The sequence below is a fragment of the Pseudomonas entomophila genome, assembly GCF_013523165.1.
GTDB lineage: Bacteria > Pseudomonadota > Gammaproteobacteria > Pseudomonadales > Pseudomonadaceae > Aquipseudomonas > Aquipseudomonas entomophila_A.
Map to the genome: position 1 here is coordinate 63,043 of NZ_JAAMQI010000019.1, position 19,573 is coordinate 82,615.

Annotated in this window: 24 protein-coding genes; 14 read left to right on the top strand and 10 right to left on the bottom strand. The window is 65.5% G+C overall.

From position 1 onward, the window contains the following. Window positions 1–64 precede the first annotated feature (64 nt). Together G7Z99_RS15250 and G7Z99_RS15255 are read left to right on the top strand one after the other, a co-directional pair. Window positions 65–478: a PA0061/PA0062 family lipoprotein gene (locus G7Z99_RS15250; protein WP_181095187.1), complete on the top strand. Its 414-nt coding sequence runs from the start codon at window positions 65–67 to the stop codon at window positions 476–478. A gap of 54 nt (window positions 479–532) precedes the next feature. After that, window positions 533–946: a PA0061/PA0062 family lipoprotein gene (locus G7Z99_RS15255; RefSeq protein ID WP_181095189.1), complete on the top strand. Its 414-nt coding sequence runs from the start codon at window positions 533–535 to the stop codon at window positions 944–946. Window positions 947–959: 13 nt separating this feature from the next. Here G7Z99_RS15255 and G7Z99_RS15260 read toward each other — a convergent pair whose 3' ends face one another. Continuing rightward, window positions 960–1,193, bottom strand: coding sequence for a DUF1161 domain-containing protein (locus G7Z99_RS15260; protein ID WP_181095191.1), 234 nt, complete (start codon window positions 1,191–1,193; stop codon window positions 960–962). Window positions 1,194–1,263: 70 nt separating this feature from the next. Beyond that, entirely contained in the window at window positions 1,264–1,689 is a 426-nt protein-coding gene (locus G7Z99_RS15265) for an OsmC family protein (protein ID WP_181095193.1), read from the bottom strand. 152 nt (window positions 1,690–1,841) lie between these two features. Between G7Z99_RS15265 and G7Z99_RS15270 the strand changes: the two genes are divergently transcribed. After that, entirely contained in the window at window positions 1,842–2,846 is a 1,005-nt protein-coding gene (locus G7Z99_RS15270; protein WP_181095229.1) for an LLM class flavin-dependent oxidoreductase, read from the top strand. Between the two features lie 166 nt (window positions 2,847–3,012). On the opposite strand, the gene G7Z99_RS15275 is transcribed toward G7Z99_RS15270, so the two are convergent. Together G7Z99_RS15275 and G7Z99_RS15280 are read right to left on the bottom strand one after the other, a co-directional pair. Continuing rightward, entirely contained in the window at window positions 3,013–3,237 is a 225-nt protein-coding gene (locus G7Z99_RS15275) for a DUF1161 domain-containing protein (protein WP_060395490.1), read from the bottom strand. Window positions 3,238–3,331: 94 nt separating this feature from the next. After that, window positions 3,332–3,547, bottom strand: coding sequence for a dodecin (locus G7Z99_RS15280; RefSeq protein WP_060395491.1), 216 nt, complete (start codon window positions 3,545–3,547; stop codon window positions 3,332–3,334). 152 nt (window positions 3,548–3,699) lie between these two features. Here G7Z99_RS15280 and G7Z99_RS15285 point away from each other — a divergent pair, with 152 nt between their 5' ends. Further along, window positions 3,700–4,023, top strand: a complete 324-nt coding sequence (locus G7Z99_RS15285) for a DUF883 family protein (RefSeq protein WP_181095195.1) — start codon at window positions 3,700–3,702, stop codon at window positions 4,021–4,023. On the opposite strand, the gene G7Z99_RS15290 is transcribed toward G7Z99_RS15285, so the two are convergent. Further along, entirely contained in the window at window positions 4,020–4,916 is an 897-nt protein-coding gene (locus G7Z99_RS15290; protein ID WP_181095197.1) for a LysR family transcriptional regulator, read from the bottom strand. The two genes, G7Z99_RS15285 and G7Z99_RS15290, sit on opposite strands and share 4 nt — an antisense overlap. A gap of 105 nt (window positions 4,917–5,021) precedes the next feature. Here G7Z99_RS15290 and trpB point away from each other — a divergent pair, with 105 nt between their 5' ends. The 3 genes from trpB (at window position 5,022) to G7Z99_RS15305 (ending at window position 7,570) form a co-directional block, all read left to right on the top strand. Then, entirely contained in the window at window positions 5,022–6,239 is a 1,218-nt protein-coding gene (gene trpB, locus G7Z99_RS15295; protein WP_181095199.1) for a tryptophan synthase subunit beta, read from the top strand. Next, the gene (gene trpA / locus G7Z99_RS15300) at window positions 6,236–7,048 is read left to right on the top strand and encodes a tryptophan synthase subunit alpha (protein WP_181095201.1); all 813 of its coding nucleotides are present in this window, start codon (window positions 6,236–6,238) and stop codon (window positions 7,046–7,048) included. Before trpB ends, trpA begins: the two co-directional genes overlap by 4 nt. A 168-nt stretch (window positions 7,049–7,216) precedes the next feature. Further along, window positions 7,217–7,570 (top strand): DUF3757 domain-containing protein, encoded by a 354-nt coding sequence (locus tag G7Z99_RS15305; RefSeq protein WP_181095203.1) that lies wholly within the window; start codon window positions 7,217–7,219, stop codon window positions 7,568–7,570. A 59-nt stretch (window positions 7,571–7,629) separates the two neighbouring features. Here G7Z99_RS15305 and G7Z99_RS15310 read toward each other — a convergent pair whose 3' ends face one another. Next, window positions 7,630–7,962 carry a DOPA 4,5-dioxygenase family protein gene (locus G7Z99_RS15310; RefSeq protein ID WP_181095205.1) on the bottom strand — a complete coding sequence of 111 codons (333 nt, stop codon included), beginning with the start codon at window positions 7,960–7,962 and terminating at the stop codon, window positions 7,630–7,632. 279 nt (window positions 7,963–8,241) lie between these two features. Between G7Z99_RS15310 and G7Z99_RS15315 the strand changes: the two genes are divergently transcribed. Continuing rightward, window positions 8,242–9,828 (top strand): SulP family inorganic anion transporter, encoded by a 1,587-nt coding sequence (locus G7Z99_RS15315; RefSeq protein ID WP_181095207.1) that lies wholly within the window; start codon window positions 8,242–8,244, stop codon window positions 9,826–9,828. On the opposite strand, the gene aroE is transcribed toward G7Z99_RS15315, so the two are convergent. Continuing rightward, a complete protein-coding gene (aroE, locus tag G7Z99_RS15320) occupies window positions 9,825–10,649 on the bottom strand; it encodes a shikimate dehydrogenase (protein ID WP_181095209.1) in 825 nt (274 codons plus the stop codon). The two genes, G7Z99_RS15315 and aroE, sit on opposite strands and share 4 nt — an antisense overlap. 26 nt (window positions 10,650–10,675) lie before the next feature. Further along, window positions 10,676–11,587: an oxygen-dependent coproporphyrinogen oxidase gene (gene hemF / locus G7Z99_RS15325; protein WP_181095211.1), complete on the bottom strand. Its 912-nt coding sequence runs from the start codon at window positions 11,585–11,587 to the stop codon at window positions 10,676–10,678. Between the two features lie 133 nt (window positions 11,588–11,720). Here hemF and G7Z99_RS15330 point away from each other — a divergent pair, with 133 nt between their 5' ends. Next, window positions 11,721–12,704 carry an NADPH:quinone reductase gene (locus G7Z99_RS15330; protein ID WP_181095212.1) on the top strand — a complete coding sequence of 328 codons (984 nt, stop codon included), beginning with the start codon at window positions 11,721–11,723 and terminating at the stop codon, window positions 12,702–12,704. Window positions 12,705–12,768: 64 nt separating this feature from the next. On the opposite strand, the gene G7Z99_RS15335 is transcribed toward G7Z99_RS15330, so the two are convergent. Both G7Z99_RS15335 and dprA read right to left on the bottom strand, forming a co-directional pair. Further along, window positions 12,769–13,326 (bottom strand): L-threonylcarbamoyladenylate synthase, encoded by a 558-nt coding sequence (locus tag G7Z99_RS15335; RefSeq protein WP_181095214.1) that lies wholly within the window; start codon window positions 13,324–13,326, stop codon window positions 12,769–12,771. Window positions 13,327–13,362: 36 nt separating this feature from the next. Then, entirely contained in the window at window positions 13,363–14,472 is a 1,110-nt protein-coding gene (gene dprA, locus G7Z99_RS15340; RefSeq protein ID WP_181095215.1) for a DNA-processing protein DprA, read from the bottom strand. Window positions 14,473–14,677: 205 nt separating this feature from the next. On the opposite strand from dprA, the gene def reads away from it, so the two are divergent. From def to G7Z99_RS15365, 5 genes are read left to right on the top strand one after another with little or no spacing between them, the layout of a single operon-like run. Further along, window positions 14,678–15,184, top strand: a complete 507-nt coding sequence (gene def, locus G7Z99_RS15345) for a peptide deformylase (RefSeq protein WP_181095217.1) — start codon at window positions 14,678–14,680, stop codon at window positions 15,182–15,184. 60 nt (window positions 15,185–15,244) lie between these two features. Continuing rightward, complete coding sequence (gene fmt, locus G7Z99_RS15350; RefSeq protein WP_181095219.1) at window positions 15,245–16,177, top strand: methionyl-tRNA formyltransferase; 933 nt, start codon at window positions 15,245–15,247, stop codon at window positions 16,175–16,177. Further along, the gene (gene rsmB, locus G7Z99_RS15355) at window positions 16,174–17,493 is read left to right on the top strand and encodes a 16S rRNA (cytosine(967)-C(5))-methyltransferase RsmB (protein ID WP_181095221.1); all 1,320 of its coding nucleotides are present in this window, start codon (window positions 16,174–16,176) and stop codon (window positions 17,491–17,493) included. The genes fmt and rsmB overlap by 4 nt, the downstream gene beginning before the upstream one ends. Before the next feature lie 13 nt (window positions 17,494–17,506). Continuing rightward, window positions 17,507–18,880: a Trk system potassium transporter TrkA gene (gene trkA, locus G7Z99_RS15360; RefSeq protein WP_181095223.1), complete on the top strand. Its 1,374-nt coding sequence runs from the start codon at window positions 17,507–17,509 to the stop codon at window positions 18,878–18,880. A gap of 8 nt (window positions 18,881–18,888) precedes the next feature. Next, window positions 18,889–19,236: a tetratricopeptide repeat protein gene (locus G7Z99_RS15365; RefSeq protein WP_181095225.1), complete on the top strand. Its 348-nt coding sequence runs from the start codon at window positions 18,889–18,891 to the stop codon at window positions 19,234–19,236. The last annotated feature ends 337 nt before the right edge of the window (window positions 19,237–19,573 follow it).

Below are 19,573 nucleotides of genomic sequence, written 5' to 3' on the forward strand. Positions count from 1 at the left end.
GGGGCGATTCCTCTCGCTCAACCACCGGTGCCGCCAGACTACTTGCCCAGGAGACGTTTCGCCAATGCGTACAAGGTTCACCATCGCAGCCCTCATGCTGCTTGCTGGCTGTTCCACCTTGCCCGAGCCAGACCCGAGTCAGGCGTGGGTGGACCTGGCCCCCGAACAGAACACCGCGCTGCATGCACTGGAAGTGGACGATCACGCCTGGGACGACAAGCGCTACTTCGAAGTCCCACCGGGCCAGCACGAACTCACCGTGCGCTACCAGTTTCCCGTCGCGCCAAGCAACATCGGGCCGGATGCAGCGTCGCTCTGGCGCGACTGCCAGCTCAATCTCACCTTCAAGGATTTCGATGCCGGCCAGCGCTATCGCCTGCAGGCCGGCAGCATCGGTTTCCGCCCCTGGGTCAAGCTGTACGACCAGCAGCAGAACCTGCTGGGTCAGGGGGCACCTGCTGGTTGTCAGCGCAGTTGATCGCACGGCGCGCTATGCTGTGACCTACTCGCAACAGCCAGCAGGATGAAAACCATGCGCTCGTATATGATGCTTGCCGCCCTCGGCGTACTGAGCGGGTGCGCCAGCCCCTTGCCGCCCAAGGATCCCGGCCAGGCCTGGGTCGAGCTGCGCACGCTCGTTCCCGGCAAGCTGGTGATGGCCGACCGGCTGGATGGCGAGCGCCTGGAAGATGGGCGCTACTTTCAGGTCACACCCGGACGCCACGAACTGGTGGTGCGCTTCGACTATGAAGTCTATTCCGGCGGGTTCTCCACCGATCCGACCGACCGGACCTGCTACCTCACCCTGCGCTACGAGGGGTTCGAGGCGGGCAGACGCTATCGGCTCGAAGCCCGCGCGCCGGCCATGCAGCCGACCGCGGCGCTCTACGACGAGCAGCGCCGGGTGCTGGTGGACGAGCCAAGCAACGTGTTCTGCATTCCGTGAAAAGGCGGACAGGTCAGGTGTCGTTGCGCTGGTAGATGATTTTGCGGGTACCGTTCTCGCAGCTGCCCACCACCATGTTGGGATCATGGACCTCGTCGTTGGGCACGACTTCCAGCGTGTAGGAAGTCACACCGCTGGCCTGGATCTTGGCCTCGATCTCGACCTTGAGTTCTTCGCAGGGCTTGGGGGCTGCCAGGGCAGCTGTCGCCAGCAGGGACGCGGCGACAGCCAGAAGGGGACGGATCATGGAGCGGTTCCTCGACAAGGGCCCAATGGCCGGTGGATGAATCAAGAATACACCGCTCCTGACCTGCGGATCACTGCTGCAGCGTGGCGTCCAGGCTGATCTTGGCGTTCAGGACCTTGGAGACGGGGCAGCCTTCCTTGGCCTTGTTGGCCAGTTCCTGGAATTTCTGCTCGTCGACACCCGGCACCTTGGCCTGGAGCACCAGGTGCACCGCGGTGATGGCAAAGCCGTCCGACTGTTTGTCCAGGGTCACTTCGGCCTTGGTGTCGATGCTGTCCGGCGTGAAGCCGGCTTCGCCGAGGATCATCGAGAAGGCCATCGAGAAGCAGCCGGCATGGGCGGCACCGATCAACTCTTCCGGGTTGGTGCCTGGCGTGTCTTCGAAACGGGTGTTGAAGCCATAGGCATTGTCTTTGAGCGCACCACTTTGCGTGGAGATGTATCCCTTGCCATCCTTCAGACCGCCTTGCCAGTGTGCCGATGCTGTCTTTTTCATGATGCCCTCCAGGACATTGAGGTTGGGTACGTAAGGCTTGAGAAAACACACCCCCAGGCAAGTTCCAACCGATCGGCGGGCCATTGATTCTCATCGATCCGCCCATACAGAGAGAGGAAGGCCCGATGGCCACCCCTTTCCTGGAGACCCTCATGACGCACGTGCGCGACCTCAAGATTTCTGTGCTGGACCTGGTGCCGGTACGGGCCGACCAAGGCACGGCCCAAGCGCTGCACAACTCGCTCGACCTGGCCAGGCACGCCGAGCGGCTGGGTTACAACCGTTTCTGGATCGCCGAGCACCACAACATGGATGGCATCGCCAGCTCGGCCACGGCCGTGCTGCTGGGCTACCTGGCTGCAGGCACGTCGACCCTTCGCGTCGGGGCAGGGGGCATCATGCTGCCGAACCATGCGCCCCTGGTGATCGCCGAGCAGTTCGGCACCCTGGCCAGCCTCTACCCAGGCCGCATAGACCTGGGCCTGGGTCGAGCGCCGGGTTCCGACCAGCTGACCGCACGCGCGCTGCGCCGTGAGCGCTCGGGCAGTGCCGACGACTTTCCCGACGACGTCGAGGAGCTGAGCCGCTACCTGGGCCCGCGCACGCCTGACCAGCGGGTGATCGCCGTGCCGGGCTACGACACCGACGTGCCGATCTGGCTGCTGGGGTCGAGCCTGTTCAGCGCGCAGTTGGCCGGCATGCGCGGCCTGCCCTATGCCTTCGCTTCGCATTTCGCACCGCGTTACATGCACGAGGCGATCCGTATCTACCGCGATCACTTCCAGCCTTCCACGGTGCTGGACAAGCCTTACGTGATGCTGGGCGTACCGATGGTGGTCGCCGACACCGATGCACGTGCCGACTACCTCGCCACCTCGGTGTACCGCCGGATCCTGGCGCTGATCCGTGGCCAGAGCCTGATGCAGCAGCCGCCTGTGGAGAGCATGGACGGCCTGTGGCTGCCCCATGAGCGTGATGCGGTGTCGAGCTTCCTGGGCCTGGCGATGATCGGCAGCCCACAGAAAGTGCGCGCCAAGGTCGAGGTGCTGCTGGAGCAGACGGGGGCCGACGAACTGATCTTCACCTGCGACCTGTACGAGCACGCGGACCGGCTGCAGTCTTACGCCCTGTTGGCGCAAGCGCTGCAAGAGGCATGAGGGTGGACGGCGCCAGGGAAAGGCGTCATTCGATGTCGAGGGGAGGCTGTGGCGTTTGCTGCAGGGGAGGGCGCAGGCTGCCCGTCTTGCCGCCAGGCATGGGCCCCTGGTCTCCAGAGGCTCGCCCGGCAAGGGTGTGCGTCACGTTCGTGTGGTGAGACCTGACTCAGCCTTCACGACGGTAGACGATGTCCTTGGTCCCACCTTCGCACGACCCGACGACCTTCCCGCCACCTGTGCCCTTGTCCACGACCTCCAGCACGTAGTTGCTGACGTTCTTGGCATCGAGCTTGGCCTCGATTTCCTGCTGCAGCTCGGCGCAGGGTTTGCCCGCTGCCAGTGCGGTGCCTGCCACGGCCATGAGCCCTACCGCCATCACCAGTTTTTTCATCGACCACGTTCCTTTCGTCAATCACTGCGAACCAGGGCATCGGCGATGCCCCGACACTTCAAAACGCTGGGTAACACCGGCACGGCGGCCGCGATCAGCTGGCGATGATGCGGAAGCCGACCTTCAGCGAGACCTGGAAGTGGCCGACCTTGCCGTCCTGAATGTGGCCACGGGTTTCGGTCACTTCGAACCATTCCATGTTCTCGATGGACTTGCCAGCTTCGTCCAGGGCGTGATGGATGGCGTCTTCGATGCTGGTGGTGGACGAACCGACCAGTTCGACGAGCTTGTAGGTGTGATGGTCCGACATGAGCGTTCTCCTAGGGTGACGTCAGCGATGGTCCGGCGCCCGGACCTTGTCTAGCTGCGAGCCTTGATCCAGGCAGAAAGTTCGATCGCACTTTCCCCTGCCCATGCAGTCGCATTCCTGTACAGCTCATCCCACTGCGAAGGAGATACACCATGGCTAATCACTCGTTGCGCAAGAACTCGCTGGAAAGCATGGAAGCGGAAATCGAAAGCCTGCTCAAGTCCCTGGAAGGTCTCAAGAACGACGCTTCCGAAGAGTCGACCAAGAGCCTCAAGGCCATTCGCGAAAACGCCGAGAAAGCCCTGAAGCATTCGCGCAGCCTGCTGGGCGATGCCTACAGCGAAGTCAAGGCACGTACCCGCCAGACCGGTATCGCCACCCGTGACTACGCCCAGGAAAACCCATGGACCACCGCCGGTGTGGCCGTGGGCGCCATTGGCCTGATCGCCGCCCTGATGCTGTGCAAGCGCGGCTAATCGACCCGTCGCTCCAGTTCGGCGCGTAGCCACTGTGCCAGACGCTCGGCGCGCTGGTCATTCGTGCGCCGAGGCACCCAGAGCGACAAGGCTGCCGTGGTCGGTGTGAACCCCCACGGCGCGACCAGCCTGCCGGCGCGCAGGTCGTCCGCGACCAGAGGCTCCGGGGCGATCGCCACACCCAGCCCTGCCAACGCCGCCTCCAGCAGATAATACAAATGCTCGAAATCCTGACCGAACTTCAATCGGGCCGGGTCGAGGTGCTGTTGCCGTGCCCAGATCGGCCAGGCCTGAGGCCGAGAGCTGGTTTGCAACAGCCGTTCTTCGAGCAAGCGTTCGGGCGCGACCTGACGCACGTCTTCGAACCCCTTCAGGTAAGGGCTCATGACCGGGCCGATGCGCTCTGGCGCCAGCACATGCACCTGCATGTCCGACGGCCAGGGTGGTTCAGCGAATGCCAGCCAGGCGTCCAGGCCCGTTCGCCGAGGATCGGCATCGCCGTCACCTGCCGACAGGTGCAGCCGCACATCAGGCAACTCCGCTTGCAGGCGCCCTAGCCGTGGAATGAACCAGCGCGCCAGCAGACTGCCCGAGCACCCCAGCACGAAGGGCGCCTGGTCCTGCGCCTGCCCCAGTTCGGCACAGACCTGACGCAGACGGCCGAACGCCTCGCTGCTGACCTCGAGCAGACGCCCACCGGCATCCGTGAGTTTGAGGCCGCGCCCTTCCTTGCGAAACAGCGCAACGCCCAGGTGCTCCTCCAGCAGCTTGATCTGTCGGCTCACCGCCCCGTGGGTCACGTGCAGGGATTCTGCCGCCTGGCTCACGCTATTGAGCCGGGCGGCAGCCTCGAAGGCCTTGAGCGCATTGAGCGGGGGAAGATCATGGGCCATGGTCGTGTGAGTTTTCCTGACAGGTGGGCAAGATCTTATCGGTTTTCACTGCGCGTTGCGCTGGTTACAGTAGCAGCCATTGCCCTTGTCACGCTGGAGAACGCCATGACCCAGACTCACTACCGCGCCGGCCCCGATGCGAACGGCCTGTTCGGCTCGTTCGGCGGCCGCTATGTCGCCGAAACCCTGATGCCCCTGGTGCTGGACCTGGCGCGCGAATACGAGGCGGCCAAGGCCGATCCGGCCTTTCTCGAGGCGCTGGCCTACTTCCAGCGCGACTACATCGGGCGCCCCAACCCGCTGTACTTCGCCGAGCGCCTGACCGAGCACTGCGGCGGTGCCAAGATCTACTTCAAGCGCGAAGAGCTCAACCACACCGGCGCGCACAAGGTGAACAACTGCATCGGCCAGGTACTGCTGGCCAAGCGCATGGGCAAGAAGCGCCTGATCGCCGAAACCGGCGCCGGCATGCACGGCGTGGCGACCGCCACCGTTGCGGCACGCTTCGGCTTGCCCTGCGTGATCTACATGGGCGCCACCGACATCGAACGCCAGCAGGCCAACGTGTTCCGCATGAAGCTGCTGGGTGCCGAAATCGTACCGGTCACGGCGGGCACCGGCACGCTCAAGGACGCGATGAACGAGGCCCTGCGCGACTGGGTCACCAACGTCGAGGACACCTTCTACCTCATCGGCACCGTCGCCGGCCCGCACCCTTACCCAGCCATGGTGCGTGACTTCCAGTCGATCATCGGCAAGGAAACCCGCGCGCAGCTGCAGGAAAAGGAAGGCCGTCTGCCCGATAGCCTGATCGCCTGCGTGGGCGGCGGCTCCAATGCCATGGGTCTGTTCCATGAATTCCTCGACGACCCGAGCGTGCGCATCATCGGCGTGGAAGCCGGTGGTCATGGCGTGACCACCGACAAGCATGCTGCGAGCCTCAACGGCGGCGTGCCGGGCGTATTGCATGGCAACCGCACCTACCTGCTGCAGGACGATGATGGGCAGATCACCGATGCCCACTCGATCTCCGCGGGCCTGGACTATCCGGGCATCGGCCCCGAACATGCGCACCTGCATGAAGTGAAGCGCGTCGAGTACGTCAGCATCACCGACGACGAGGCCCTGGCAGCGTTCCACACGTGCTGCCGACTCGAAGGCATCATTCCAGCCCTGGAGAGCGCCCACGCCGTGGCTGAGGCCCTGCGTATCGCGCCTTCGCTGCCCAAGGACCACCTGATGGTCATCTGCCTGTCCGGGCGCGGCGACAAGGACATGCACACCGTGATGAACCACATGGCTGCCCAGGAGACACTGGTATGAGCCGCCTCGAACACCGTTTTGCCGAACTGAACGCCGAAGGCCGCGCGGCCCTGGTCACCTTCATCACCGCAGGCGACCCGGGCTACGACGCCTCGCTGGCGATCCTCAAGGGCCTGCCGAAAGCGGGCGCGGACGTGATCGAGCTGGGCATGCCCTTCACCGATCCGATGGCCGATGGCGTGGCCATCCAGCTGGCGACCCTGCGTGCCCTGGAAGCCGGCCAGACCCTGGCCAAGACGTTGCAGATGGTGCGCGACTTCCGCATCGACGATCAGACCACGCCGATCGTGCTGATGGGGTATTACAACCCGATCCACCGCTTCGGTGTGGAGCGCTTCATCGGCGATGCACGCGAAGCGGGCGTCGATGGATTGATCATCGTCGACCTGCCCCCGGAGCACGATGCCGAGCTGGCCGATCCGGCCCATGCCGCCGGGATCGACTTCATCCGTCTGACCACGCCGACCACCGACGACGCCCGTCTGCCTCGCGTGCTGGCGCGCAGTTCCGGGTTCGTCTACTACGTGTCGGTCGCAGGCGTGACCGGGGCCGGTTCGGCCACCACCGACCAGGTCACCCAGGCTATCGAGCGCCTGCGTCGGCACACCGACCTGCCGATCAGCGTCGGCTTCGGGATTCGTACCCCGGAGCAGGCTGCCGCCATCGCTCGGCTGGCGGACGGCGTCGTCGTCGGGTCTGCGCTGATCGACAAGGTGGCGCAGGCAGCGTCGGCAGAACATGCGGTAAAGGACGTACTGGGACTTTGCGCCGAGCTGGCCGAAGGTGTCAGGCAAGCGCGCAAACGTTGATCGACGTGTCGCACAGGGCGTGCTTCAGGTGCGTCCTGAGCGCGCTGTGTGCCGCGCTCAAGGGCTTTTCGTCCCGCTCACTACCAGCGGCCTGTCATTTTTGCCAGTTTCTGCAACTCGTTGCTTGTCGGCATGCTATCGACTCCGCCTGACCCAGAGATCGACGACATGCGCACCCTGGTCCTTGCAGCTTGCTTCAGCGCTTTCACCTTCGCGGGCCAGGCCAATGCCATGACCTGCCCGGAACCTTCCCAAATCACGCAGGCAGAGCAGGCGGACAAGATCGTCTATACAGCACCTGGCAATTGGGAAGGTGACACTCCCATGGGACAACCGGAAGCACTTGCGAGCTTTCGCTTCACCGGCAGCAAAATGACCTCGACCAGTGTGATCTGTCGCTACGAGGCCGATAACGACGGTGGTACCCGTTTGGCCCTGCCCGAACCCAAGAAAGCAGTGGGTGCTCATTGGATGAACATGGAATGCAAGTCCGGTTCGGTCTACGACTGTCTCTTTGAATAGCGACGTCGATACCTGCCAGGCAGCTCGAACTGCCTAGCCTTCTGCTTCACGCCTTCGCATCATCCGCCGAACAGCGCCAGGTTCAACGGCCTGACGGCGCCCATCCAGATGGCATGGTCACGATGATCGGCCAGCTCGTCGCCGGTCAGCGGGTGCAGGAACACCACCAGCCCGTTGCGATTGAGTGCCAGCCAGGGCAGCACCACACCCACGAATTCCGGCTCGAAAGCCAACTGACAGCTCCAGTCAGGGTGCGGGCCGACTGGCCGCTGGTGAAATCGACCCAAGGTGACGGGAAACAGCGTGGCCGCCTCCTCGCACAAGGTGCGGGCCTGTTCGAAGGTCTGGGCGTCGAAGTAGACATGGGCGTGATAGCCCTGGATTCTTTGCACGAAGGCTCCTGAGGAAATGGGCAGTCCGTGCGTCGGACTGTACGGGGGTCTGGTGAAAAGACGGGGCGGGCTCACAGCCCGTCATGGCCTGTGGATAACCTCTAACGCCTCTACAGATTGAATACAGGCAATGGCGCCTGTTCCATTTTTATCATGGGTCGAGTCGCGTGACGTGCCCGGCCCGCACAGGAACGCCCATCGCCCCTTGAAAATAAACTTGCCTCGCACCGTCCAATTTACCACCCTCGCTTGAACCCCCTCGTCAGGACTCGCCCGATCATGCGCCGTCTCACTCGCTTGGTGCCTTTCATGGCCTGGCTGCCGCACCTGACCTGGCGCGACCTGCGCCAGGACGTTCTGGTCGGCCTCAGCGGCGCCATCCTGGCGCTACCCCAGTCCATCGCCTACGCCCTGATCGCCGGGCTGCCTGCGGAGTATGGATTGTTCGCAGCCATGGTCCCGGTGCTGATCGCCTGCCTCTGGGGCTCGTCCTGGCATCTGATCAGCGGGCCCACGGCGGCCATTTCGATCGTGCTCTACGCCAGCATCAGCCCCCTGGCCGTTCCGGGCAGTACCGACTACGTGACCCTGGTGCTGCTGCTGACCTTCGTGGCCGGGCTGTTCCAGCTCATCCTCGGTTTGCTGCGGTTCGGCACCTTGGTGGATTTCGTTTCGCACGCAGTAGTGCTCGGTTTCAGCCTGGGCGCAGCGGTGGTCATCGCCCTGGGCCAGGTGCCCAACCTGCTCGGCCTGGACCTGCCCAGCCAGGCCACGGCCCTGGGAACGGCACAGGCGCTGCTGGCCCATGTGGGCGAAGTGGATGGACCCGCCATGACACTAGGCCTGGCGACGCTGCTGCTGGGTGCAGGCTTCAAGCGCTGGCGCCCTCGCTGGCCAGGGTTGTTGATCAGCCTGACCGTGGTCAGCCTGATGGCCTGGTCGCTGCCGGGGCTGTTCGGCGACGTGGCACGCGTACCGGCTTTCGTCGGCCAGCTACCCCCGTTGAGCCCGCTGCCGCTGCTGGATGCCGAAACGATCCTGCGTCTGCTGCCCAGCGCCGTGGCCGTGGGCATGCTGGGGCTGGTCACCAGCCTGTCGATCGCCCGCTCGCTCGCGGCACGGTCGGAGCAGCTGATCGACGCGGACCAGGAAATCCGTGCCCAGGGCTTGTCCAACCTGATCGGCTCGCTCTGCTCGGGGTACCTGTCGTCCGGCTCTTTCACCCGCTCCGGCCTGAACCTGGAGGCGGGCGCTCGCTCGCCCCTGGCCGGCGTCTGTTCGGCGTTGTGGCTGGGGGTGTTTGCCCTGACCAGTGCACGCCTGATCGCCTGGTTGCCGGTCCCCGCCATGGCGGGCGGCATCCTGCTGATCTGCTGGGGGTTGATGGACCGGCCGGCCATCGCCGCGCTGTTCCGGGTCAGCCGCGCCGAGTTCCTGGTGATGGTACTGACCGCCTGCGCCACCTTGCTGCTGGAGCTGCAGACGGCCATCTATGCCGGTGTATTGGCCTCGCTGTTCTTCTACCTCAAGCGCACGTCCCGTCCTCGGGTACAGCACAGCCGCGAGGAGGACACCGACGTGCTCAGAATCGGCGGCTCGATCTTCTTCGGCGCGGCTCACCACCTGCAGGTGCGCCTGCAGCGCTGCCAAGGGCCTCACGTGATCGTCGACGCGCCGCAGATCAACTTCATCGACTATTCGGGTGTGGACATGCTGCACCGCGAGGCACGGCGGCTGACGCGCCGCGGCGGCAGCCTGACCCTGCGGCGTGCACGTGCGCAGGTGATCACGGACATCCAGAAGCTGGAAGGGGCAGCGCACTGCCCGATCCGCTTCACCGAGCCGGCGGGCCCCCTCGGCGGCTAGTTCTGGGTCAACTGGCGGCGCAGGTGCGCCAGGACCGGGGCGGTGTCCGGACGCACACCTCGCCAGCCTTCGAAGGCTTCCGCGGCCTGCTCGGCAAGCATGCCCAGCCCGTCGAGCACCTGGGCGGCGCCCAGGCGCGTGGCCCATTGGCAGAAAGGCGTCGGTTCGCGCCCGTACATCATGTCGTAGCACACCGTGCGGCCTGGCTCGACCAGGCTGTCGGCCAACGGTGGCAGCTCGCCCGCCAGACTGGCGGAGGTGGCATTGACGATCAGGTCCACGGGCTCGACGAAGGCCGTGAAGCCACTGCCGATCACCGGCCCGAGGTCGGCGAACTCACGTGCCAGGTGCTCGGCCTTTTCCACGGTGCGGTTGGCCACCAGCACTGCCTTCGGGCCCTGCGCCAGCAACGGCTCGAGCACCCCACGCACGGCGCCGCCTGCGCCCAGGATCAGGATGCGCTTGCCCGCCAGCGTGACGCCCGCGTTGACCGTCAGATCACGGACCAGCCCGGCGCCGTCGGTGTTGTCGCCCTGCAGCGTGCCATCGGCCAGCCGGGTCAACGTGTTCACGGCCCCGGCGCGCCGCGCTCGCGCCGTCAGGCGATCGCACAGGTGCAGGGCTTCTTCCTTGAACGGCACGGTGACGTTGGCCCCCTGGCCTTGCTTGAAGAAGCCCAGCGCACAGGCGCTGAAGCCCTCGATGGGGGCCAGCAGGGTGGTGTACTCCAGGTCCTGGCCGGTCTGCTGGGCGAACAGCCGGTGGATCGCCGGCGACTTGCTGTGGCCGATCGGGTTGCCGAAGACGACGTACTGGTCCATGTCTGCTCCTGAGTTATCCACAGCGGTCATTGTCCCAACCAGTCACGATCGGTCAGGAAGTAATCGGTCAGACGGGCTTCTTCACTGCCCGGTGTCGGTTTCCAGTCATAGCCCCAGCGTACTTGCGGCGGCAACGACATGAGGATCGATTCGGTACGCCCGCCCGATTGCAGGCCGAACAGCGTACCGCGGTCGTAGACCAGGTTGAATTCCACGTAGCGGCCCCGACGGTATTCCTGGAACTCGCGTTGCTGGGCGGTATGGGCCATGGCCTTGCGACGCTGCACGATGGGCAGGTAGGCCTCCAGGTAGGCGTCGCCGATGGCGCGGATGAAGGCGAAGCAGGTGTCGAAGTCCCATTCGTTCAGGTCGTCGAAGAACAGCCCGCCGATGCCACGCGGCTCGCCTCGGTGCTTGAGGTGGAAATACCGGTCGCACCAGGCCTTGTAACGCGGATAGACCTCGCTGCCGAAGGGTGCACAGGCGCGCTCGGCAACCCGGTGCCAGTGCACGCAGTCTTCCTCGTTGCCGTAGTAGGGCGTCAGGTCGAAACCGCCTCCGAACCACCAGACCGCTTCCTCGCCGTCCTTCTCGGCGATGAAGAAACGCACGTTGGCGTGCGAGGTCGGCACGTGAGGGTTGTAGGGGTGGATGACCAGCGAGACGCCCAGGGCCTCGAAGCCGCGCCCGGCCAGCTCCGGCCGGTGCGCGCTGGCCGACGGCGGCAGGCTGGTGCCGAAGACGTGGGAGAAGTTCACGCCGCCTTTCTCGATCAGTGCACCTTCGCCGATGACCCGGGTCCGCCCGCCCCCACCGGCTTCGCGCACCCAGGCGTCCTCGACGAAACGGGCCGTGCCGTCCTCGCGCTCCAGGGCAGTGCAGATACGGTCTTGCAGGTCGAGCAGGTAGGCCTTCACGGCCTCGGTACGGCTGGTCATCGGGTCACCCGGTGGCGGCAGGAAGGAAATCGCGCCTAGCATAGCATCGGCTGCCGGCACCCCGCAGTTGACGGCGGTCGAGCAAAGGCGCCAGATAGCAGGTCTTCCCTGATCCCGACAACAGGAGTGCGAAATGGCCCGACGTATAGAGTTCAGCCAGCATGGTGGCCCGGAAGTCCTGCAGCTGGTGACCTTCGAGCCCAAGGCGCCAGGCCCGAACCAGGTCCAGGTGCGCAACAAGGCCATCGGCCTGAACTTCATCGACACCTACTTCCGCAGTGGCCTGTACCCGCCGCCTGCACTGCCGTCGGGCCTGGGCACCGAGGGCGCCGGCGTGGTCGAGGCGGTCGGCGAGGGCGTCACCCGGTTCAAGGTGGGCGATCGCGTGGCCTATGCCGGCGGCCCGCTGGGCGCCTACAGCGACGTGCACACGCTGCCGGAAGCCAACCTGGTCAGTCTGCCTGAAGCGATCAGCTTCGAGCAGGCTGCGGCGGTGATGCTCAAGGGCCTGACCGTGCAGTACCTGTTCAAGCAGACCTATGCCGTGCAGCCTGATGACTACGTGCTGTTCCATGCCGCCGCCGGCGGCGTCGGTTCGTTGGCCTGCCAGTGGGCCAAGGCCCTGGGCGCCAGGCTGATCGGTACCGTCGGCTCGGCGGAAAAGGCCGAGCGCGCCAAGGCCCTGGGCGCGTGGGCGACCATCGACTACCGCCACGAGGACGTTGCCAAGCGGGTGCTGGAACTGACCGACGGCCGCAAGTGCCCGGTGGTCTACGACGGTGTCGGCGCCGACACCTGGCTGACCTCGCTGGACTGTCTGCAACCCCGTGGCCTGATGGTCAGCTTCGGCAACGCCTCAGGCGCGGTGAGCGGCGTCAACCTGGGCATCCTGGCGCAGAAGGGCTCGCTGTATGTGACCCGTCCGACCCTGGCCACCTACACCAGCACCGCCGAGCAGACCCAGGCCATGGCCGATGACCTGTTCGCGATGATCGCCAGCGGCACGCTGACGGTGGACGTGCAGCAGCGCTATGCACTGAGCGAGGCGGCCGAAGCGCACAAAGCGTTGTCGGGCCGTGAGACGGTGGGGTCCACGGTATTGCTGCCTGAGGCATGAGTGTGCCGTGCTGACACGAAGCGGCGGCCGGACACCGTTCGTGCCCCTCCGCCACGCGACCGGCTCAGCCCGGTCGCCTGACCTCGCCGCTGACCAGGTCGCGGATCACGCTCGGGTTCCGGCGCCCTCCCAGGGCACCGCCCAGCACATGGTCCAGCTCGCCGTGGAAGTACTGCTCCACGCGCAACCGGGTCCGGGCCGCCGGGCGTCCTCCCGGGTTGGCCGAGGTGGAAATCAACGGCCCGACCAGGGCGCACAGCTCGCGGACCTGAGGATGATCGCTGACGCGCAAGGCCACGGTGTCGTGTTCGCCGGTCACCCATTCCGGTAGCAGGTCCTGGTGCGGCACCAGCCAGGTGTTGGGCCCTGGCCAGGTGCTGCTCATGCGGTCGATCCAGTCTTGCGGAAAGTCCTCGAACAGGAAGTCGAACTGACGAATGGTGTCGGCCACCAGAATCAGCCCCTTATCCACAGGCCGCGACTTGAGCGCGAGCAGGCGATAGACCGCGTCTTCGTTCCACGGATCGCAGCCCAGCCCCCAGACGGCCTCCGTCGGATACGCGATCACCGCGCCTGCCCGGACCTCACGCGCGGCTTGCTGCACACGCCAACTGCTGACCATTGTCCTGCCTCCCATGAAGATCGATGTGCAGTGTACTTAGCCCGACCGGGCAAACCAACGCCCGGCTTCGTTGCTGACGCGTCCCTCGAGCTCCAGCTCCGTCAGACTGGCCAAGACGTGGGCCAGCGGCTGCCCACTGCTCAGTGCCAGACCTTCGCTGGTCTGCGGGGCCGCCTGCAACAGCGCGAGCAAGGGGTGGGCATCGTCCCTCGCTGGCGGCTCACAGGCAGCGGCAGGTACGTGCTGCCAACCACGCAGGCTATCGAGGATGTGCTCGACGCTTTCCACCAGCAGCGCGCCGTCACGAATCAGCTGATGGCAGCCCTTGGAGCCGACGTGATGGATGGAACCGGGTATCGCATAGACGTCGCGCCCCTGCTCGGCCGCCAGGCGGGCGGTGATCAGCGAGCCGCTGGCCAGGCTGGCCTCCACTACCAGCACCCCGAGCGAAAGGCCGCTGATGATGCGGTTGCGCCGTGGGAAGTTCGCCGCCAGAGGGCCGGCATCCAGCGGGAACTCGGACACCACCGCGCTTCCGTTGTCGATCATGGCCTGTGCCAGGGTCCGGTGGCGCTGTGGATAAAGTTTTTGAAGCCCTGTGCCCAACACGCCGATCGTGCGCCCGCCAGCCTTCAGCGCAGCCTGGTGGGCAGCACCGTCGATGCCCAGGGCAAGCCCGCTGGTCACGCAGAAACCTGCCTTGGCCAGGCAGCGGGCGAACGCGCCGGCGGTGTCCAGGGCCGGCGGCGAAGCACGGCGGCTACCGATGATGGCCAATTGGGGTTGCTCCAGCAACGTCGGGTCTCCCGCCACGAACAACAAGGGCGGTGGCGCATCGATCTCGGCCAGCAGGGCGGGATAGCCGGCACTGTCCCACATCAGCAAATGCTGGCCCGGACGCTCTAGCCAGGCCATGGCAGCCGTTGCACCGTCGCGTACGCAAGGGCTGCGACGCGCCTCGCTGGAGGCCGCCGGCAGGCCCAAGGCGCGCCAGGCGCTGGCGGGTGCAGCGAGTGCGGCCGAGGCGCTGCCGAACGCTTGGATCAGCGCCTGGAAGCGCCGGGGTCCGATCTCGGGCAGGCGTTGCAGGCGCAGACGGGCGTGCAGTTCATCGGGCGGGCAGGGTGGGGTGACGAGGGTGGACATGGGGATCATCCTTGATCTGACACGAGCCATCCACCCTGAACAATCTGTGGATAACTCTGTTGATAATAGGCGCGCAACCTGTCCATCGATGAGATCGACAAGGTGCCGTCCATACCCTAGCCGAGCTTTGCCAGGTGCCGAATGGCGCGATTCCCTTTATTATGTGTGTTCAGTTTTCAACCGAACGCACAGTACGTCACAGACTATGGCTATCTTGAACATCCTCGAATTCCCGGACCCGCGCCTGCGCACCCTCGCCAAACCGGTGAAGGAAGTCGACGACGCCTTGCGCCAGCTGATCGACGACATGTTTGAAACCATGTACGAAGCGCCTGGCATCGGCCTGGCAGCCACCCAGGTCGATGTCCACCTGCGCGTGGTGGTCATGGACCTGAGCGAAGATCGCAGCGAGCCGCGGGTGTTCATCAACCCTGAGATCGAAGAGCTGACCCACGACATGGGCCAGTACCAGGAAGGGTGCCTGTCGGTGCCTGGCTACTACGAAAACGTCGATCGCCCGCTGCAGGTCAAGGTCAAGGCGCTCGACCGCGACGGCAAGCCCTACGAGCTGGTCGCCGAGGGCCTGCTCGCAGTGTGCATCCAGCACGAGTGCGATCACCTCAACGGCAAGCTGTTCGTCGACTACCTGTCGCAGCTCAAGCGCGACCGGATCAAGAAGAAGCTGGAAAAGCAGCACCGTCAGCAGGCTTGATCCTTCCCATTTCAAAGGCTTGCTCCGGCAAGCCTTTTTCTTTTGCGAGCGAGAACCCCCATGCGCATCGTCTTTGCAGGCACCCCTGAGTTTGCCGCCGAACACCTCAAGGCCCTGCTCGACAGCCCCCATGACGTGGTGGCTGTGTACACCCAGCCCGATCGTCCTGCCGGCCGCGGCCAGAAGCTCATGCCCAGCCCGGTCAAGCAGTTGGCCGCGCTGCACGGTATTGCGGTCCTGCAACCGCCGACCCTGCGCGCGCCCGAGGCCCAGGCCGAACTGGCCGCGCTGGCGCCGGACCTGATGGTGGTGGTCGCCTATGGCCTGATCCTGCCCCAGGCGGTGCTGGACATCCCGCGCCTGGGCTGCATCAACAGCCATGCCTCGCTGCTGCCTCGCTGGCGCGGCGCCGCGCCCATCCAGCGTGCGGTGCAGGCCGGCGATGCCGAAAGCGGTGTCACCGTGATGCGCATGGAGGCCGGGCTCGACACCGGGCCCATGCTGCTCAAGGTCGGTACGCCGATCAGCGCCCAGGACACCGGTGGCAGCCTGCACGATCGCCTGGCGAGCCTGGGGCCGGTCGCCGTGCTGCAGGCGGTGGCCGGGTTGGCGGACGGTTCGCTGTCCGGGGAGGTCCAGGACGATGCCCTGGCAACGTATGCGCACAAGCTGAACAAGGACGAGGCCCGCCTGGACTGGACCCGTCCGGCCGTCGAGCTGGAGCGCCTGGTACGTGCCTTCAACCCTTGGCCGATCTGCCACAGCACGCTGGAAGGCGCGGCGATCAAGGTGCTGGGCGCCGAGTTATCCACAGAGCAGGGCCAGCCGGGTGAAATCCTGTCGGCCAGCAAGGACGGCCTGGTGGTCGCCTGTGGCGAAGGGTCGCTGCGCCTGACCCGCGTGCAACTGCCCGGTGGCAAGGCCTTGAGCTTCGCCGATGTGTTCAACAGCCGTCGGGAGCAGTTCGCCCACGGCAAGGTGTTCGGCCAATGAACCCGCGGCTGGCCGCCGCCCGGGCCCTGGCTGCCGTGCTCAGCGGCAAGGCCTCCCTGAACAGCGCCCTGCCCGCGCAACTGGACAAGGTCGACGCACGCGATCGCGGCCTGACCCAGGACCTGGCGTTCGGTACCGCACGCTGGCAGCCACGGCTGGACCTGCTGGCGGCGCAGCTGCTGCAAAAGCCGTTCAAGAGCGCCGACAGCGACGTGCACGCCTTGCTGCTGGTGGGGCTCTATCAGTTGCTCTACACCCGCATCCCGGCTCACGCCGCGATCGGTGAGACGGTCGGGTGCGCCGACAAGCTCAAGAAGCCTTGGGCCAAGAGCCTGCTCAATGCCGTGTTGCGCCGTGCACAACGTGAAGGTGAAGCCCTGCTGACCGGGATGGAACGTGACCCGGTGGCGCGGACCGCCCATCCCCGTTGGCTGCAGAAGGCCTTCAAGGCCTTCTGGCCTGCCGACTGGGAGGCGCTCTGCGCGGCCAACAACGCTCATCCGCCGATGATCCTGCGGGTCAACCGCCGTCATCACACACGCGACGCCTACCTGGCCCTGCTGGCACAGGCCGGCCTCCAGGCCAGTGCCTGCACGTACAGCGGTGATGGCATCGTCCTGGCCGTGGCCTGTGACGTACGGACCCTGCCGGGCTTCGCCGAGGGGTGGATCAGCGTCCAGGACGAAGCGGCGCAGCTGGCCGCCGACCTGCTCGACCTGGCCCCCGGCCAGCGGGTGCTCGATGCCTGCTGCGCACCGGGTGGCAAGACCTGCCACCTGCTCGAGGCACAGCCCGATCTGGCCGGCGTGGTGGCGGTGGACCTGGAAGCCAAGCGCCTGGTCAGGGTGCGCGAGAACCTCGATCGCCTGGGCCTGGATGCGCAATTGATCGCCTGCGATGCCCGGGAAACCCCGACGTGGTGGGATGGCAAGGCGTTCCAGCGGATCCTGCTCGACGCCCCCTGTTCGGCGACCGGCGTGATTCGCCGCCATCCCGACATCAAGCTGACCCGACAAGCCGAGGACATCCCTGCCCTGGCCGCATTGCAAGGCGAGCTGCTCGATGCGCTCTGGCCGACTCTGGAGGTCGGTGGCATGCTGCTCTACGCCACGTGCTCGAGCCTGCCGACCGAGAACACCGAGGTCATCGAGGCCTTCCTGGCACGCACGCCAGGTGCCCGCGAACTGGACCTGGCGACCGACGCGGGCCTGCGTCAGCCCCACGGTCGGCAATTGCTGCCCCAGCAAGGCGGTCACGATGGGTTCTACTATGCCAAGCTGATCAAGATCGCCGCGTCACGCGGACCGGACCACTGACAGGACTTCCCGGATGAAGATCATCATCCTCGGCGCCGGCCAGGTCGGCGGCACACTCGCCGAACACCTGGCCAGCGAGGCCAACGACATCACCGTCGTCGATACCGACGGCGACCGCCTGCGCGACCTGGGCGATCGTCTGGACATCCGGACCGTGCAGGGCAGGGGGTCGTTGCCGACCGTCCTGCGCCAGGCGGGTGCCGACGATGCCGACATGCTGGTGGCCGTGACCAACAGCGACGAAACCAACATGGTCGCCTGCCAGGTCGCCTACACCCTGTTCCACACGCCGACCAAGATTGCGCGGGTGCGCGAATCGTCGTACCTGACGCGCAAGGAGCTGTTCGACAACGAGGCCATCCCGGTCGATGTGCTGATCAGCCCCGAGCAGGTGGTGACCAACTACATCCGGCGCCTGATCGAACACCCGGGCGCGCTGCAGGTGATCGACTTCGCCAAGGGCAAGGCGCAACTGGTGGCGGTCAAGGCCTACTACGGCGGCCCGCTGGTGGGCCAGCAATTGCGCCAGATCCGCGCGCACATGCCCAACGTGGACACCCGGGTCGCGGCGATCTTCCGTCGCGACCGGCCGATCAAGCCCCAGGGCGATACGGTCATCGAGGCTGACGACGAGGTGTTCTTCATCGCCGCCCGCCACGACATCCGTGCAGTGATGGGCGAACTGCGACGGCTGGACGAGACCAACAAGCGCGTAGTGATCGCCGGTGGCGGGCAGATTGGCGAGCGCCTGGCCGAAGCCATCGAAAGCCGCTACCAGGTCAAGATCATCGAAAAGAGTCTGGCCCGCTGCCGCCAGCTGTCCGACAACCTGGAAAGCACCGTGGTGCTGCAGGGCAGCGCCTCGGACCGGGACCTGATGGTGGAGGAGGGTATTGCCCAGGCCGACATCTTCCTGGCGCTGACCAACGACGACGAGGCCAACATCATGTCCTCGCTGCTCGCCAAACGCCTGGGCACGCGCCGGGTCATGGCCCTGATCAACAACCCGGCCTATGTCGACCTCGTCCAGGGCGGCGAGATCGACATCGCCATCAGCCCGCAGCTGGCGACCATCGGTACCCTGCTGGCCCATGTCCGGCGCGGCGACATCGTCAGCGTGCACTCGCTGCGCCGAGGCGCTGCCGAAGCCATCGAGGCCATCGCCCATGGCGATACCCGCTCGAGCAAGGTGGTCGGCAAGGCCATCGCCGACATCCAGCTTCCCGAAGGCACGACCATCGGCGCGATCATCCGCCATGATCAGGTACTCATCGCCCATGGCGACACGGTGATCGAGACCGGTGACCATGTGATCCTGTTCGTTGTGGATAAAAAGTACATCCGTGAGGTGGAAAAGTTGTTCCACGTCGGGCTGAGTTTCTTCTAGGAGGCCCCATGCGCGAATCGTTGGAAAAGATGCTGGCCAAGGGTGTGGATAACGCGCTGCTGCGCTTCGGGCTGGGCAAGGCCTGGCTGGACGAGGGCAACGCGACCGAGGCCACCCTTCACCTGAGCCGCTGCGTTGCGCTCGACCCCACGTACTCGGCGGCCTGGAAACTGTTGGGCAAGGCCTGTCAGGCAGCGGGCGATACGACCGGCGCCCGCCAGGCGTGGAGCAGTGGCTTGGCGGCCGCGCAGCGAAAGGGTGACAAACAGGCCGAGAAGGAGATGACGGTGTTTCTGCGCAAACTGGACAAGGCCGGGCAGGGCGCGGCACCGGCGGAAGACGACGGGCCTGCGTGAGCAGGTCGTGCTTCGCGCTGACCCATGCTCCAGTGCATTGGCGGTGTCATGGGCCCTGAGGACCAAGCCTTTCAACACCTTTGGAAGCCTCAAGCAGAGGCATTGTTGCATCCACAGGTTCACCAGCCTGATACAGGCAAGCCCGCTCTCATAGAACATAAGTTAAATTTTTGATTTTAAAGGAATTAATTATAGAGCTTGTGGACTCTACGGGCCCAATCGCGGCACAGGGGCCGCTTGTATGGTAGGACTTGAAGGGAGGAGGAGGGACTAGATCCGCTTCTGACTGTTCGCGCAGTACAGACCGTGGGAGATTTCGCCCCTCCTCCCTTCACCC

Excerpts from the sequence above, each read along its gene's own strand:
- G7Z99_RS15250 (WP_181095187.1), top strand. The coding sequence starts at position 65 with ATGCGTACAAGGTTCACCATCGCAGCCCTCATGCTGCTTGCTGGCTGT.
- G7Z99_RS15255 (WP_181095189.1), top strand. The coding sequence starts at position 533 with ATGCGCTCGTATATGATGCTTGCCGCCCTCGGCGTACTGAGCGGGTGC.
- G7Z99_RS15260 (WP_181095191.1), bottom strand. The coding sequence starts at position 1,193 with ATGATCCGTCCCCTTCTGGCTGTCGCCGCGTCCCTGCTGGCGACAGCT.
- G7Z99_RS15265 (WP_181095193.1), bottom strand. The coding sequence starts at position 1,689 with ATGAAAAAGACAGCATCGGCACACTGGCAAGGCGGTCTGAAGGATGGC.
- G7Z99_RS15270 (WP_181095229.1), top strand. The coding sequence starts at position 1,842 with ATGACGCACGTGCGCGACCTCAAGATTTCTGTGCTGGACCTGGTGCCG.
- G7Z99_RS15275 (WP_060395490.1), bottom strand. The coding sequence starts at position 3,237 with ATGAAAAAACTGGTGATGGCGGTAGGGCTCATGGCCGTGGCAGGCACC.
- G7Z99_RS15280 (WP_060395491.1), bottom strand. The coding sequence starts at position 3,547 with ATGTCGGACCATCACACCTACAAGCTCGTCGAACTGGTCGGTTCGTCC.
- G7Z99_RS15285 (WP_181095195.1), top strand. The coding sequence starts at position 3,700 with ATGGCTAATCACTCGTTGCGCAAGAACTCGCTGGAAAGCATGGAAGCG.
- G7Z99_RS15290 (WP_181095197.1), bottom strand. The coding sequence starts at position 4,916 with ATGGCCCATGATCTTCCCCCGCTCAATGCGCTCAAGGCCTTCGAGGCT.
- trpB (WP_181095199.1), top strand. The coding sequence starts at position 5,022 with ATGACCCAGACTCACTACCGCGCCGGCCCCGATGCGAACGGCCTGTTC.
- trpA (WP_181095201.1), top strand. The coding sequence starts at position 6,236 with ATGAGCCGCCTCGAACACCGTTTTGCCGAACTGAACGCCGAAGGCCGC.
- G7Z99_RS15305 (WP_181095203.1), top strand. The coding sequence starts at position 7,217 with ATGCGCACCCTGGTCCTTGCAGCTTGCTTCAGCGCTTTCACCTTCGCG.
- G7Z99_RS15315 (WP_181095207.1), top strand. The coding sequence starts at position 8,242 with ATGCGCCGTCTCACTCGCTTGGTGCCTTTCATGGCCTGGCTGCCGCAC.
- aroE (WP_181095209.1), bottom strand. The coding sequence starts at position 10,649 with ATGGACCAGTACGTCGTCTTCGGCAACCCGATCGGCCACAGCAAGTCG.
- hemF (WP_181095211.1), bottom strand. The coding sequence starts at position 11,587 with ATGACCAGCCGTACCGAGGCCGTGAAGGCCTACCTGCTCGACCTGCAA.
- G7Z99_RS15330 (WP_181095212.1), top strand. The coding sequence starts at position 11,721 with ATGGCCCGACGTATAGAGTTCAGCCAGCATGGTGGCCCGGAAGTCCTG.
- G7Z99_RS15335 (WP_181095214.1), bottom strand. The coding sequence starts at position 13,326 with ATGGTCAGCAGTTGGCGTGTGCAGCAAGCCGCGCGTGAGGTCCGGGCA.
- dprA (WP_181095215.1), bottom strand. The coding sequence starts at position 14,472 with ATGTCCACCCTCGTCACCCCACCCTGCCCGCCCGATGAACTGCACGCC.
- def (WP_181095217.1), top strand. The coding sequence starts at position 14,678 with ATGGCTATCTTGAACATCCTCGAATTCCCGGACCCGCGCCTGCGCACC.
- fmt (WP_181095219.1), top strand. The coding sequence starts at position 15,245 with ATGCGCATCGTCTTTGCAGGCACCCCTGAGTTTGCCGCCGAACACCTC.
- rsmB (WP_181095221.1), top strand. The coding sequence starts at position 16,174 with ATGAACCCGCGGCTGGCCGCCGCCCGGGCCCTGGCTGCCGTGCTCAGC.
- trkA (WP_181095223.1), top strand. The coding sequence starts at position 17,507 with ATGAAGATCATCATCCTCGGCGCCGGCCAGGTCGGCGGCACACTCGCC.
- G7Z99_RS15365 (WP_181095225.1), top strand. The coding sequence starts at position 18,889 with ATGCGCGAATCGTTGGAAAAGATGCTGGCCAAGGGTGTGGATAACGCG.